Raw genomic sequence first — 13,726 nt, 5'->3', positions numbered from 1 at the left:
CTCGGTCAAAAGTGTCTGATAGAGATTGATTCTATGCATATGAACAATGTTTTTCTCCTTCAACACTTTGGCTGAGGGTTTGTTATGCCCTATAACATTTTTTCAATTCTAATTTTAAACAGTTTCTAAGAGATTGTCTAAAATTCATATCACTTTGCTTTTGAGAGTCTTTCCAGCGTCTTTTTGTTTGCCCCTCGGTCATGTAGCTACGGCTACACTCCCTCATCACAAACAAAAATCCATCTGACAATCCTTCTCAAAATCCGTATTATATAAATTTAGACAATCTCTAAATTGATGCCGGAATTGTCGGCAGTGTATCAGGCGTACTGCGACCAGTCGGTCAGGCGCATGTCGCCGGTGTTCTGGAACGCGGTGTGGAATCCGAGTGATGCGGCAAGGTGGTGGGGAGTCTGGCCGCCTTTGCCCAGCTTGAGATAGTCGCGGAGCAGCTCCTTGTACATCGGATGTGCGCAGTTGTCGATGATGCGCTCGGCTCTCTGCACGGGATCAAGGCCACGGATGTCGGCAACTCCCTGTTCGGTGATGATGACGTCGACGGAGTGTTCGGTGTGGTCGATATGCGAGCACATGGGCACGATGTTGCTAATCAGGCCGCCTTTGGTGATGGAGGGGCATGAGAATATGGAGAGATATCCGTTGCGTGTGAAGTCGCCTGATCCGCCGATGCCGTTCATCATGCGTGTGCCTACCACGTGGGTGGAGTTGATGTTGCCGAATATGTCGGCTTCGAGAGCAGTGTTCATGGCTATGACTCCGAGTCGCCTGATCACTTCGGGGCTGTTGGAGATCTCGGCGGGGCGGATGACGATCTTGTCGCGGAAGAAGTCGAGGTCGTCGAGCACTTCGGCTTCTTTGGCGTCGGAGAGTGTCAGCGAGCATGTGGATCCGAATTTGCATCGTCCCATTCGCATGAGGTCGATCACGGCGTCCTGTATCACTTCGGTGTACATGGCGAACGGTGGCAGCTCCTTGGCGTCGCCGAGGCCGAACAGCACGGCGTTGGCGACGTTGCCGACTCCGGACTGTATGGGCAGGAACTCCTGCGGTATGCGCTGTGCGCGTACTTCGCCGATGAGGAAGTTGCACACGTTGGCTCCGATCTGCAGTGTGGTGTCATCGAGCGCGGTGAATCCCTTGATGCCGTCGTAGGCGTCGGAATGGATTATTCCGGCGATCTTCGAGGGGTCGATCTTGACGGTGGGGTGTCCGATGCGGTCGGATGGCGTGTAGATCGGTATCTCGCGACGGTGGGGCGGGTCGAGAGGCATGTAGATGTCGTGGAGTCCGTAGAGCCCTTCGGGAAGCTTGGTGTTGAGCTCAAGGAATATTTTTTTTGCTTTGGCGGCGTATGTAGGTACGTTGCCGACGCCGGTGCCGAGCACTACTTCGCCGTTTTCGAATACTTTTGCAACTTCGAGTATCGCCCAGTCGAGCTCACCATATGTGTTGTATCTGAATTTCTGTGCAAGCTCCGACAGATGCAGGTCGAAGTAGTGGCAGTCGTGGGAGTTGATGCGCAGTCGCAGGTCGGGGGTATTCTGGTAGGGTGTGCGGCGGGCGATGGCGTTGGCACGCGCGAGCGCTCCGTCGGCGTGGTTGTTGGTCGATGCGCCGGTGAAAACGCTAACCTTGAAGGGGCGTCCGGCCTCATGTTCTTTCACGGCTTTAGCAGCAAGGGCTTCGGTGATTACCTTAGGCGAACCTGAAGCTGTGAAGCCTGATAAGCCAATGTTGTCGCCGTTCTTGATGAGTTCGGCAGCTTCCTGTGCCGACAGAATTGGAAATGCCATTGTTGTAAAATATAAGATTTACGGTAGTTTAGTATTTTCGTGTTAAAATCTCAGAGTCGATAATCGCCTGCCTCCATCGGTTGCGGGCTTGTTTGTTCCGGGTCGATCCTGGTTGTGCGGTCTGGTCGTTGACCTCCAGCGGTCGGTCGGATATGACCCTGACGCCTTCTTCGGGTATGTCAGGCGCGATTTGTCGCGGCGCATGTGTGACAGGCAATGGAGGAGCGTGCCGTCTGACGCGCTCGCGGTGATTGTCATGATCTTGCGTGGCGGCGGCCTCGGCGCGTGAACGGTTGCGTTTGCCTCGTTCGCTTATCCAGGTGAATAAGACGCCGATGACCGCACAGACGATTATGGAGAGGATTTCATCCATGATTGATTTGTCAGTTATGCACTGAATTAGTAATTTTGTGCAAAATTAAAGAAATAAGTGGTGATACGCAAATGAAGTTGAAGCTTTTCATCGAAACTTACGGCTGCCAGATGAACTCGGCCGACAGCGAAGTGATAGCCGCCGTGATGGAAATGGCGGGGTATGAGTTGTCTAACGATCTGGAGGATGCTGATGCCGTGTTGTTGAACACGTGCTCTATCCGCGACAATGCCGAGCAAAAAATAGTAAGCCGTCTGCAGTATCTGCAGTCGGTGAAGCGTCGTAAAAACGGTCGTCTGATCATTGGTGTGGTGGGATGCATGGCCGAGCGAGCCAAGGAGGAGCTGACTGAACGTCATGGCGTGGATCTGGTTGCGGGTCCGGACTCTTATATGTCGCTGCCGGAGCTGTTTGCTGCGGTCGAGTCGGGGCATAAGGCGGTCAATGTGGAGCTGAGCACCACGGAAACCTACCGCGACATAATACCGCGCCGGATAGGCGGAAATCCGATCTCGGGATTTGTGAGCATCATGCGCGGTTGCAACAATTTCTGTTCTTACTGCATCGTGCCCTATACCCGCGGTCGTGAGCGAAGCCGTGAAACCGAAAGCATACTTGCCGAGGTGGCCGATCTGCAGGCCAAGGGTTATCGTGAGGTGACTCTGCTGGGGCAGAATGTCAACTCGTACAGGCGGGAGAACGCCGACGGCTCGGTGACGGATTTTGCCGGGTTGCTCGCGATGGTGGCCGAGGCTGTGCCCGACATGCGTGTGAGATTCACGACTTCGCATCCCAAGGATATGACCGACGAGATACTTCATACGATAGCAGCCCACAGGAATATATGCCGGCATATTCATCTTCCGGTGCAGAGCGGGAGCAACGCGGTGCTTAAGGCCATGAACCGGAAATATACCAGAGAGTGGTATCTCGACCGTATCGGGGCGATACGCCGCATATTGCCGGGGTGTTCGGTCACGACGGATCTGTTCACGGGGTTTCATGGGGAAACGGATGAGGATTTCGAGGCTACGCTCAGTCTGATGAGTGAGGTGGGCTTTGACTCTGCATTCATGTTCAAGTATTCCGAGCGTCCGGGGACGTACGCTTCACGTCATCTGCCCGACAATATCAGCGAGGAGGTGAAGATTGATCGTCTGAACCGCATGATCGAGTTGCAGGGTCGGCTGTCGGCTGAGTCTAACCGCCGTGATGTGGGCCGGACGATGGAAGTGCTTGTCGAGGGCGTGTCGAAGCGCAGCAAGGAGCAGATGGTGGGTAGGACGGATACCAACAAGACGGTGGTGTTTCCGCGCCGTGCGGTCAAGGTGGGTGATACGGTCAGTGTGACAATCGCCGACTCAACTTCCGCTACATTGCTTGGCGAATGATCTGCAGACGGGTGAGTTTTCGTGGCTGACCTTGGCGAAATTCCGGCAGGCTCTGGCGAAAAATCATTAAATGGGGTTAAAAATCTTGACATCGGGGTGGCTGATGTGTTATCTTTGCAGTTTGTAAAACAAGGGGTGGGCAAATATGATAGCCCGGCTCACTATATCTAAATCATTGAAGCGTATGAGCAGAGATAAACGAGGGCGTGGAATCCCTGTAAGAAGCACTCAGCTGACAGCTACTGTCAGCGTGGCGCTTGTGTTGGTCATTCTTGGGCTGACGGCTCTGCTGGGTCTGGCGGCGCGAAGTGTCAGTCATGACATACGCCAACAGGTGGGATTTGTAGTCGTTATGGCCGATGGCGCTTCGGAAAGTCAGGTGTTGTCGATGAGGAATTATTGGCGCAAGGCTCCGTATGTGGCCAATGTGCGCTATGCGTCGGCCGAGGAGGTCATGGCGCGTTGGCAGGAGCTGGCCGGAGATGATGGCTCGGAGAAGGCGTTGCTTGGTGTGAATCCGTTCAGCCCGGAGTTTGAGGTCTCGGTGACGGCGGCATACAGCAATCCTGACAGTCTGAAGGCTGTGACTGATGCTGTCAGACGGTTGCCGGGTGTCGGTGACGTGCAGCTTCATTCTGATCTGATCAAGGCTGTAAACAATACGATGCATTCGCTCACGCTGGTGTTGCTGATAGTGGCGGTGTGTCTGCTGACTATATCTTTCGTGTTGATCAACAACACTGTGAGGCTGACGATCTATTCCCGTCGTTTCCTTATCCATACGATGAAGCTTGTCGGTGCTACGCCGGGCTTCATACGCCGGCCGTTTGTGGTCAGCAATATCCTGCAGGGTCTGATCGCTGCCGCTGTGGCTTCGACAGTGCTTGGCGGTTTGCTATGGTATCTTACTACGGTCGATCCGGAGGTGATGCGTGCGGTTGGTGTCGATGGTCTGATAGCGGTGCTTGCGGCTCTGTTCGTGCTCGGGGCTGCGATATGCGGGCTGTCGGCTCTGCTGTCGGCCAACAAGTATCTGCGTGCCGATTACGACGAGATGTTCTGCTGATAAAGCGGCAGACACTATGCATGGGCTGATGGAGCAGTGATGCGTGTGGCGTGAAATATTCGGACAAATGATGTAAGTAGGTATTCAAGTGTAAGTGATAGTAAGTGAAAGAAAGTCTTTTAGGATAAATTGAATTCGAACGCTTACTATTGATATAATAAAATTATCGATAATGACAAATAACAGCAGGCTGCAGCAGGGCGATGATGCCGGTGCACTGGAGCGTGAGTCATACGTAAGACTTCCGCTGGTAAAGATCAATTTTATCCTGATGGCTGTCGCGGCCGCAGTGATCGTGACCGGTTTTCTGTTGATGACCGGAGCTCCTTCGACCGAAACGGAGTTTAATCCCGATATATTCAGCACGCGTCGCATAGTGGTCGGTCCGACTATGGCGTTCCTCGGATTTATATTCATGGGGATAGGTATAATGTGGCGTCCGCGCGCCAGCAAAAGCAAGCATGAGGAGGGTGCTGAGTGATGGATTGGATAGATGCTCTGATACTCGGTCTGGTCCAGGGACTGGCCGAATACCTGCCGATAAGTTCGAGCGGTCATCTTGAGATATGCCGGGAGGTGCTTGGCCTGCAGCTTGCGGGTGCGGAGGCACTGGAGTTTGACACGGCGCTGCATGTGGCCACGGTGTTGAGCACGATAGTCGTTTTGTGGCGTAAATTCGTGCCTTTGTGTGTGAGTTTCTTCACATGGCGTCGTGACGATAATTTCTCTTATGTGTGCAAGATACTGGTGTCGTGCATTCCGGTGGCAATCGTCGGTGTTTTTTTCAAGGACACTGTAGAGAGTTTCTTCGGCGGTAGTCTGACATTGGTGGGCTGTTGCCTGCTGGTGACGGCGGCGTTGCTTTCGTTCGCTTATTTTTTCAGGACACGTCCGACGCTGGAGCAGGCTGTGGCCGATGGCAGCAGTAAAGATCCGGGTCATGGCGTGAGATGGATCGACGCGGTGGCAATGGGTATCGCCCAGTCGATCGCCGTTTTGCCGGGTCTGAGCCGTTCTGGTACTACGATAGCAACCGGTATTTCAATGGGTGCACGCCGCAGCGCTGTAGCTGAATTTTCGTTTTTCATGGTCATAATCCCGATTCTCGGGGAGGCTTTGCTCAATGTCATGGACATGGCTTCGGGCGAGAGTGCGGTGATAAATACCATAGGCTGGCTTCCGCTGACGGTGGGTTTCGTGGCGTCGTTCGTATCGGGCTGCGCTGCCTGCAAGTGGATGATAGAGATAGTGAAGCGTGGTAAGCTCGTGTGGTTTGCGGTTTATTGCGTGGCAATGGGCCTGGTGTGCATACTGTGGTGATAATCATGCAGGAGATGGATATCAGCGCGAAAAAAGATTTTGTCGAGGGGGAGATACTTGCCGTCGACAAGCCTCTTGGCTGGACCAGTTTCGATGTGGTGAAGCGTCTGCGTGGCACTGTGCTGCGTCGTCTGGGGGTGAAGCGCTTCAAGGTTGGACACGCCGGAACGCTCGATCCTCTGGCTACGGGGGTGATGATAGTGGTCACCGGCAAGGCAACGAAGCTCATAGAGCAGCTCCAAAGCGGTGTGAAGGAGTATGTGGCGACGATAGCGCTTGGTGCGACCACGCCGTCGTTTGACCTCGAAACGGAGATTGATGCCCGGTTTCCGGTGGAACATATTACCCGCGAACTTGTGGAACAGGTTCTGGAGCGATTCAAAGGGCGGATAGAGCAGATACCGCCGCAGTATTCGGCCTGCAAGGTCGACGGCAAGCGGGCATACGAGAAGGCCCGTAAGGGTCAGTCGGTGGATCTTAAGGCAAAAACTCTGGTGATCGACGAGATAGAGCTGACAGAATATAGTCGGGAGAGCATCACGATAAGGGTGGTGTGCAGCAAGGGCACGTATATAAGGGCGCTTGCGCGCGACATCGGTCAGGCGCTCGGATCGGGCGGTCATCTGACGGCTCTCAGGCGCACACGTGTCGGGGAAGTAGGCATCGATGACTGTCTGTCGGTGGATGGCACCGTGGAGATGATACGCGACGCTGAGCTGGCGGAGCAGCCTGATGCGGCGATAAAGCAGTAAAATCAAAATCAGAAAAGGATATGAAACTTTCACAGTTTAGGTTCAAGCTTCCGGAGGAACTGATCGCACAGCATGCTTCGGAACATCGCGACGAGGCTCGCATGATGGTGGTGCACCGTGCTTCGGGCGAGATCGAGCACCGTGTGTTCAAGGATATAATCAATTATTTTGTTGACGGGGACATATTCGTGTTTAATGATACGAAGGTGTTTCCGGCCCGTCTGTATGGCAACAAGGAGAAGACCGGTGCTAAAATCGAGGTGTCGCTGCTGCGTGAGCTTAATGCTGAAAACAAGTTGTGGGATGTGCTTGTAGAGCCGGCCCGCAAGATACGCATAGGCAACAAGCTTTATTTCGGTGATGACGACTCGATGGTGGCCGAGGTGATAGACAACACGACTTCGCGCGGCCGCACTCTGCGTTTTCTTTATGACGGTGATCATGATGAATTCAAGGAGGCTCTGTTCAAGCTCGGACAGACGCTTCTGCCCGAATACATCAAGCGTGAGCCTGAAGAGGAGGATGCCGAGCGTTATCAGACGATATATGCTGACAAAGAGGGTGCTGTGGTTGCTCCCGCAGCCGGTCTGCATTTTAGCCGTGAGCTGCTGAAGCGCATGGAGATCAAGGGTATACATCAGGCTTTCCTGACTGTTCACAGCGGTCTGGGCAATTTCCGCGAGATAGATGTGGAGGATCTGACCAAGCACCGCATGGACTCCGAGCAGATGGAGGTGAGCCAGGCTCTGGTGGATATGGTCAATGGGGTAAAGGACAATGACCATCGTGTGTGTGCGGTGGGCACATCTGTGCTCCGCGGCATAGCCAGTGCGGTAAGCATGGGGGGCCACATGAAGACTTATTCGGGCTGGACAAACAAGTTTATCTTCCCTCCGTACGATTTCACTGTCACAGATGCGCTTGTGACCAATTTTCACATGCCGTATTCGATAATGCTCATGATGACAACGGCGTTCGGCGGCTATGATCTGGTGATGAAGGCCTACGATGAGGCAATCAGTGAGAAATACCGTTTTGGCGCCTATGGCGACGCAATGCTGATATTGTAACAGCCGGCAGTTGGAGCAGTCAAGCGAATATCTGACTCTGGCCGGAAAGTCGACGGCTACGGTCAGGGAGAAAATGAGCCGTTTCATAGCCTTTGCCTTTCCGGTGGCTACTGCGGAGGAGGCGAAAAGCGCCATAGCGGCTATCGCCAATGAGTATCATGACGCCCGCCATGTGTGCTGGGCTTATCTTCTCGGTCCGGGCGGGCGTGAGTGGCTTTCGAGCGACAATGGAGAGCCGTCGGGGACGGCGGGCAAGCCGATCCTGGGTCAGATCCGTTCGGCTGGACTGACTAATGTGGCGGTGGTCGTTGTGAGGTATTTCGGCGGTATAAAGCTTGGCACTTCCGGACTGATCGTGGCATATCGCGAGGCAGCCCGTGAGGCGATCGAGGCCGGAGAGACTGTGAGCCGCTGCGAGGAGGAGGAGGCGTCGATAAGCTTCGTGTATGAGGATATGAATGCGGTAATGACTACTCTTAAGGCTTCGGAGGCGCGGATATTGGAGCAGCAGTTTGACAATATTTGCAGGCTGCGGCTGTCGATCAGGCGCGATCATCTGGAGGGGCTGCTTGCAAGGCTTCCGGCCAAGCGTGTGGACTGAGGCCATACCACAGTGTAAAAGAAGACGCAGTGTCGAAACTCATAATTTTGACACTGCGTCTTCTTTTATGTATGTCGGTTGATAATCCGGGTGTGTGGATCAGAGAGCAAGGAGGGCTTCGATGTTTTCTTCGAGCTTGGCTTTGCTCTGCGATCCGGCAAGACGGAGGTCGCGGATCTGCTGACCGTTTTTGAAGAAGAGGATCGTGGGGATTGACATGATGCGGTATTCGTCGGAGAGTTCGGTTTCTTCTTCGATGTTGTATTTGCCGATGTGTACGCGACCGTCGTATTTTTCGGCGAGTTCGTCGATGACAGGCGCCATGCGCATGCACGGGCCGCACCATGTGGCCCAGAAGTCGATTACTACGGGTTCGCCGGAGGCGATGATGGATTTTACGTCGGAATCGGTAAATTTGATTGCCATGATAGTGTATAGGTTATATGGTTGATCTATTAGTTTTCGGTAGTGCAAAGGTAGTTATCTTTATGGAGAAAGGGAAGAGTGTGGACAAAAAAAATTGCTCTCGCCGGCTTTTCATCAAGCCGTGGAGCAATCGTCGCTGTGTCTGTGATCCGTAAAGCCGGATCGGTAGGGTACATCGTCTTTATTTGTTGAAACCGGTCGGATTGCATCCAGCTGATGCTGGAGTCCGAACCGGGATCGATGATTGTGGGGCTTGTCGTGGACTTACCTGTGGAGGTAGGTCATTGAAGCCGCTCCGATGTACCATTCAGATACTTTTGTCAAAAGTCTTTTCATCTTGGCGTCCTTTCTTTATGTTAGACTTCTGTTGGTGAACGCTGAAGCTTGTGCCTATCGGATTCAGCTTCGTCTGATGGCGGGCTTTGACGTCTGATCATCGATTTGAGTGATCAGTCGCTGTCCGCGTGTCTTTGGATCTTACTCGATGGTGCAGTCGCCCGTGATGCGGAAGAATGTACCATAGGTGAGATGAAGACCTTTGATCATTTTAATCATCTGACGCATAATACTTAAATTTTAATTAAACCTAAAACAATCTATGTCTCCGACTCTTCGGAGATTCTATAATATATACACTTAACTCGGTGCAAAGTTAGTGGATATTCTGCTAATTATGCTCAAAAAATATGTTTTTTAACATAAAAAATTTAGTAATAGGCTTATTGTCTATGGGTAATGGTTTAGCCTCTGAACTGCCTAAAACGTTGTGCGGGATTCTCTTCCTTTGCGGGTTCGGGTGCGGCCTTGTCGATGGCAAACTCTATGTTCATGTCGGTGAGCGCTTCGAGCACCTGACGGTTGAGGTTGATCTTGCTCATGGACTGCATGGTGATATAGCGGTTGGCCGACGGCTCGAAGAATCGTACGGTAAGCGGTACGGGTGAGGATTTGTCGTCGGCCGGAGTGTCGTCGGCGCCGGCCATCATGGCGCTGAGTATGTCGTAGACGGCTGTGTTGAGCTGTTCGGGGTCGAGGGTTATGGTGATGCCCCGGATCAGTTTTCCTTTGAGGTTTGACAAGAGGTTGATGTCGGCTACTGAAAAGAATATGTTGCCGTCTTTCCGGAGGCCGTACTGGCCTTTGACATATACTGCGGTGTTGGGGATGCCGAAGTTGGCGAACTGATAGAAGCTTTTGTCGTTGAGGTAGATTTCGGCGGTGCCGTTGTAGTCTTCGATCTTGAGGTATCCGTAGCTTGAGCCGTTCTGTCCCTGTCGTCGGTCAAGGCCGATGACGATGCCACCGTAGGTGTAGACACGGTCGCGTGTGACGTTTTCTGTCTTGTAGTCTTTGAGCTGGTCGAGTCCGTATTTCATTTCGAGGAACATGCCGTCGAGCGGGTGGGCTGAGTGGAAGATGCCCACGAGGTCGCGCTCTTTTTCGAGCTTGTAGGCGTCGATCCAAGGGAGGGCGGGGTTGACGGGTGGGCGTCCGGCGATGGTCAGTGTGGGGTCGTCATCGCCGAACAGGCTCAGTCCCTGTGTCTGTTTGTCAGCTTGGAAAAGCTGGCCGTAGCGCATGAGTGCTTCGCTGAAAAACTCTCCTTTGGAGTTTTTTTCAAAGAAGTCTTCTCGTTTGATGTCGGGTGCGAAACAGTCGAATGCTCCGGCATAGGCGAGATTTTCGATCAGTCGGCGGTTGAGCGCTGCGGTGGGCACGCGTTCGATAAAATCGTATACTGATTCGAACGGGCCGCCTTTTGCGCGTGCGTTGATTATCTCGGTGACCACAGCTTCGCCTACTCCTTTGATAGCGGCGAGTCCGAATCGGATGTCGCCGGCTGCGTTGACGCCGAATTCAAGGTAGCTCTCGTTGACGTCGGGTCCCTTGATGGTGATGTGCATCCGTTTGCATTCCTCCATGAATATGGTGAGCTTGTTGATGTCGGAGCGGTTGCGTGAGAGTACGGCGGCCATGTATTCGGCGGGGTAGTTGGCTTTGAGCCATGCTGTCTGGAATGCCACCCACGAGTAGCATGTGGCGTGGCTCTTGTTGAACGCGTAGGAAGCGAATTTTTTCCAGTCATTCCATATCTTCTGTAGCGCTTCGGGCTTGTGGCCGTTGGCCTGTCCTCCCTCCATGAACAGTTTTTCAAGCTCGTTCATCTTGTCGATGAGCTTTTTGCCCATTGCTTTGCGGAGGGTGTCGCTCTGTCCGCGGGTGAATCCGGCCAGCAGTCGCGACAGCAGCATGACCTGCTCCTGATATACGGTCACTCCATAGGTGTCCTTGAGATATTTTTCCATCTCAGGAATGTCGTAGACGATCGGCTCACGTCCGTGCTTTCGGGCGATGAAGTCGGGGATGTAGTCCATGGGGCCGGGGCGGTAGAGCGCATTCATGGCTATGAGGTCCTCGAATGTCGATGGTTGTAGCTCGCGCAGGTATTTCTGCATGCCGGTGGACTCGAACTGGAATGTGCCGATGGTGTTGCCCTGGCAGTAGAGGTCGTAGGTCTTGCGGTCGTCTATGTCGATTGTTTCGATGTCAATGACTTTGCCTGTGGTGCGCTTGATGTTGGCAAGCGCTTCTTTTATGATGGAGAGCGTTTTCAGTCCGAGGAAGTCCATTTTGATCAGTCCGGTTTCCTCGATTACTTTTCCTTCGTATTGTGTGACGATGGTCTTTTCCTTGGAGTCGGAGCTTTTGTCGACTGCGGTGCTGACCGGCACCCAGTCGGTGATGTCGTCGCGGCATATTATGACTCCGCAGGCGTGCACTCCGGTGTTGCGCACGGTACCTTCGAGTTCGCGCGCGTAGCGGAGCGTTTCGACAACGAGTGGGTTGTTGCTGCTGAGTTCGGCTTTGAATTGCGGCACGTAGTTGTAGCAGTTGTCAAGCGACGGATCGAGCGCTTTGCCGTCGACTTCCGGCATGCGCTTTGGGATGAGTTTGGTCAGTCGGTCGCTTTCGCTCAGCGGGAGCTGTTCGACACGTGCGACGTCCTTGATGGCCAGTTTGGATGCCATGGTGCCGTATGTTATGATGTGTGCTACTTTTTCGGCTCCGTATTTTTCGGTGACGTAGCGGAGCACGTCTTCTCGTCCGTCGTCGTCGAAGTCGATGTCGATATCGGGGAGCGAAATTCGGTCGGGGTTGAGGAAGCGTTCGAACAGCAGGTCGTATTTCACCGGGTCGATCTGTGTGATGCCGAGACAATAGGCTACCGCGCTGCCGGCGGCCGATCCTCGACCGGGTCCGATGCTGACGCCGAGGTCTTCGCGTCCGGCTCTGATGAAGTCCTGCACGATGAGGAAGTAGCCCGGGAAACCCATGGTCTTCATGATGTGGAGCTCGAAGTTGATCCGTTCTTCCAGTTCGGGCGTGAGGGGAGTGCCGTAGCGTCGGGCAGCACCTTCGTAGGCGAGTTTTCTGAGGTAGTCGGCCTCGAGTTTTATTCGGTAGAGTTTGTCGTAGCCTCCGAGCTTTTTTATTTTGTCGTCGGCCTGTTCCTGGGTGAGCACTACGTTGCCGTTTTCGTCGCGTGTGAATTCGTCGAAAAGGTCTTTTTCGGTCAGTTGGCGTCGGTATTGCTCTTCTGTGCCGAAATCTTCCGGTATGGCGAATGTGGGCATGATCGGCGGGTGGTCGATAGAGTAGTGCTCTACTTTTTGCAGTATTTCGAGGGTATTTTCGAGCGCTTCGGGGATGTCGGCAAAGAGTTCGGACATCTCGGCCTGTGTCTTGAGCCACTCCTGTTTGGTGTAGCGCATGCGTTGCGGGTCGGTAATGAAGCTGTTGGTGCTGACGCATATCAGGCGGTCGTGGGCTTCGGCGTCGTCATAGTTGACGAAATGAACGTCGTTGGTGGCTATGATCTTGATGTTGTGACGCCGTGCGATTTCCACCATTTTGGGATATACCGCTTTTTCGTCTTCCCATACGGTGCGGTTGGATCCGGGGCGGTCAGTGGGATGGCGCTGTATTTCTATATAATAGTCGTCGCCGAATGTTTCTTTCCACCATAGTACGCTCTTTTCGGCTTCCTCCATGCGGCCGTCGCGTACAAGGCGTGGTATTTCTCCTCCGAGACACGCCGATGCGATGATGAGTCCTTCGCGACGCTCGGCGAGGGATTTTTTGTCGGTTCGAGGATGCATGTAGAAGCCCTTGGTCCATGCCTCCGAAACGAGTTTGATCAGATTTTTGTATCCGGTAAGGTTCTTGGCGAGGACGATCAAGTGGCGTCCGGTATCGCGTTTGTCGGTATGCTCGAGGTTTGATCCGTTGGCCACATACATCTCGCATCCGAGGATTATGCGGAAGTCGCCGTTCTTAATACGGTTGATGCGGTTTTCAAAGAGTGCCGTTTTGGCTGCATCGGCGCTTTTCTGGGCTTTTTCAAGTTTCTTTTTGTAGCCTTTCATGCATCCACCATTAACGTAGTTGTAGAGTTCTTTCACTCCAAACATGTTTCCGTGGTCGGTGATGGCTATTCCGGCCATGCCGTCGTCGAGAGCTTTGTCGACAAGTGCGGAGATGCTTGATTGTCCGTCGAGCAGTGAATATTGTGTATGTACGTGCAGGTGTACGAATGGTGTTGTGGCCATAGGATGACTATATAAATAATAAAGGGGAGTCTTCGCCGCGTGTTTTGGAGCGGGGATTCAAAGTTACGAATTTTGCGGGGATATGTCTGTATCCGGCGGGCAAAATCGGATCGACAACGCTTGTGGCTTTTTTTTTGAGATTTTTTTTGATGTGATATGGTGCTGAATTGCAATGTTTTGTTGAAAAAGTTGGTTTTGGTGGTGTAATTTTCTTTGCGAAAAATTTGGTGGGGAAGATTTTTGGGTGTAACTTTGCACTCGCTTTCGGGAAGCAACGCTCCTGAGAGTCGCAAAGAGAACATT

13 protein-coding genes are annotated in these 13,726 nt (G+C 53.1%); 8 read left to right on the top strand and 5 right to left on the bottom strand.

The annotated features are described in order from the left end of the window. Nucleotides 1-320: 320 nt before the first annotated feature. Together C5O24_RS06325 and C5O24_RS06320 are read right to left on the bottom strand one after the other, a co-directional pair. Nucleotides 321-1,814, bottom strand: a complete 1,494-nt coding sequence (locus tag C5O24_RS06325) for a butyryl-CoA:acetate CoA transferase (RefSeq protein ID WP_107035087.1) — start codon at nucleotides 1,812-1,814, stop codon at nucleotides 321-323. A gap of 28 nt (nucleotides 1,815-1,842) precedes the next feature. After that, nucleotides 1,843-2,187 carry a hypothetical protein gene (locus C5O24_RS06320; protein WP_107035086.1) on the bottom strand — a complete coding sequence of 115 codons (345 nt, stop codon included), beginning with the start codon at nucleotides 2,185-2,187 and terminating at the stop codon, nucleotides 1,843-1,845. Between the two features lie 44 nt (nucleotides 2,188-2,231). On the opposite strand from C5O24_RS06320, the gene miaB reads away from it, so the two are divergent. From miaB to C5O24_RS06285, 8 genes are all read left to right on the top strand, one after another. Further along, nucleotides 2,232-3,578, top strand: coding sequence for a tRNA (N6-isopentenyl adenosine(37)-C2)-methylthiotransferase MiaB (miaB, locus tag C5O24_RS06315; RefSeq protein ID WP_370647401.1), 1,347 nt, complete (start codon nucleotides 2,232-2,234; stop codon nucleotides 3,576-3,578). Between the two features lie 21 nt (nucleotides 3,579-3,599). Further along, on the top strand, nucleotides 3,600-3,749 hold the full coding sequence (locus C5O24_RS13975; protein WP_161553824.1) for a hypothetical protein: 150 nt from the start codon (nucleotides 3,600-3,602) through the stop codon (nucleotides 3,747-3,749). A gap of 13 nt (nucleotides 3,750-3,762) precedes the next feature. Next, nucleotides 3,763-4,644 carry a cell division protein FtsX gene (locus C5O24_RS06310; protein ID WP_161553823.1) on the top strand — a complete coding sequence of 294 codons (882 nt, stop codon included), beginning with the start codon at nucleotides 3,763-3,765 and terminating at the stop codon, nucleotides 4,642-4,644. A 271-nt stretch (nucleotides 4,645-4,915) separates the two neighbouring features. Continuing rightward, nucleotides 4,916-5,125, top strand: coding sequence for a DUF3098 domain-containing protein (locus tag C5O24_RS06305; RefSeq protein ID WP_237612974.1), 210 nt, complete (start codon nucleotides 4,916-4,918; stop codon nucleotides 5,123-5,125). Continuing rightward, nucleotides 5,125-5,964 (top strand): undecaprenyl-diphosphate phosphatase, encoded by an 840-nt coding sequence (locus tag C5O24_RS06300; protein ID WP_107035082.1) that lies wholly within the window; start codon nucleotides 5,125-5,127, stop codon nucleotides 5,962-5,964. Before C5O24_RS06305 ends, C5O24_RS06300 begins: the two co-directional genes overlap by 1 nt. Nucleotides 5,965-5,978: 14 nt before the next feature. After that, entirely contained in the window at nucleotides 5,979-6,716 is a 738-nt protein-coding gene (truB, locus tag C5O24_RS06295) for a tRNA pseudouridine(55) synthase TruB (protein WP_107035175.1), read from the top strand. A gap of 20 nt (nucleotides 6,717-6,736) precedes the next feature. Further along, entirely contained in the window at nucleotides 6,737-7,786 is a 1,050-nt protein-coding gene (queA, locus tag C5O24_RS06290) for a tRNA preQ1(34) S-adenosylmethionine ribosyltransferase-isomerase QueA (RefSeq protein ID WP_107035081.1), read from the top strand. Nucleotides 7,787-7,796: 10 nt separating this feature from the next. Next, complete coding sequence (locus C5O24_RS06285) at nucleotides 7,797-8,387, top strand: IMPACT family protein (protein ID WP_370364541.1); 591 nt, start codon at nucleotides 7,797-7,799, stop codon at nucleotides 8,385-8,387. 99 nt (nucleotides 8,388-8,486) lie between these two features. Here the strand turns inward: C5O24_RS06285 and trxA are convergent, their stop codons facing one another. The 3 genes from trxA to C5O24_RS14290 form a co-directional block, all read right to left on the bottom strand. After that, the gene (trxA, locus tag C5O24_RS06280; protein ID WP_107035080.1) at nucleotides 8,487-8,813 is read right to left on the bottom strand and encodes a thioredoxin; all 327 of its coding nucleotides are present in this window, start codon (nucleotides 8,811-8,813) and stop codon (nucleotides 8,487-8,489) included. 740 nt (nucleotides 8,814-9,553) lie between these two features. Further along, nucleotides 9,554-13,423: a DNA polymerase III subunit alpha gene (gene dnaE, locus C5O24_RS06275; RefSeq protein WP_107035079.1), complete on the bottom strand. Its 3,870-nt coding sequence runs from the start codon at nucleotides 13,421-13,423 to the stop codon at nucleotides 9,554-9,556. A gap of 7 nt (nucleotides 13,424-13,430) precedes the next feature. After that, nucleotides 13,431-13,726 (bottom strand): hypothetical protein (locus C5O24_RS14290; RefSeq protein WP_205961073.1); only part of this gene is annotated, 296 nt, incomplete at its 5' end.

The sequence above is a fragment of the Paramuribaculum intestinale genome, assembly GCF_003024925.1.
Taxonomy (GTDB): Bacteria; Bacteroidota; Bacteroidia; order Bacteroidales; family Muribaculaceae; genus Paramuribaculum; species Paramuribaculum intestinale.
Note: the sequence above shows the minus strand (reverse complement) of the source record. Positions and strands in the feature narration are given on the sequence as shown.

Coding starts and splice junctions, on each gene's coding strand:
- C5O24_RS06325 (WP_107035087.1), bottom strand. CDS start 1,814: ATGGCATTTCCAATTCTGTCGGCACAGGAAGCTGCCGAACTCATCAAG.
- C5O24_RS06320 (WP_107035086.1), bottom strand. CDS start 2,187: ATGGATGAAATCCTCTCCATAATCGTCTGTGCGGTCATCGGCGTCTTA.
- C5O24_RS06310 (WP_161553823.1), top strand. CDS start 3,763: ATGAGCAGAGATAAACGAGGGCGTGGAATCCCTGTAAGAAGCACTCAG.
- C5O24_RS06305 (WP_237612974.1), top strand. CDS start 4,916: ATGGCTGTCGCGGCCGCAGTGATCGTGACCGGTTTTCTGTTGATGACC.
- C5O24_RS06300 (WP_107035082.1), top strand. CDS start 5,125: ATGGATTGGATAGATGCTCTGATACTCGGTCTGGTCCAGGGACTGGCC.
- truB (WP_107035175.1), top strand. CDS start 5,979: ATGGATATCAGCGCGAAAAAAGATTTTGTCGAGGGGGAGATACTTGCC.
- queA (WP_107035081.1), top strand. CDS start 6,737: ATGAAACTTTCACAGTTTAGGTTCAAGCTTCCGGAGGAACTGATCGCA.
- trxA (WP_107035080.1), bottom strand. CDS start 8,813: ATGGCAATCAAATTTACCGATTCCGACGTAAAATCCATCATCGCCTCC.
- dnaE (WP_107035079.1), bottom strand. CDS start 13,423: ATGGCCACAACACCATTCGTACACCTGCACGTACATACACAATATTCA.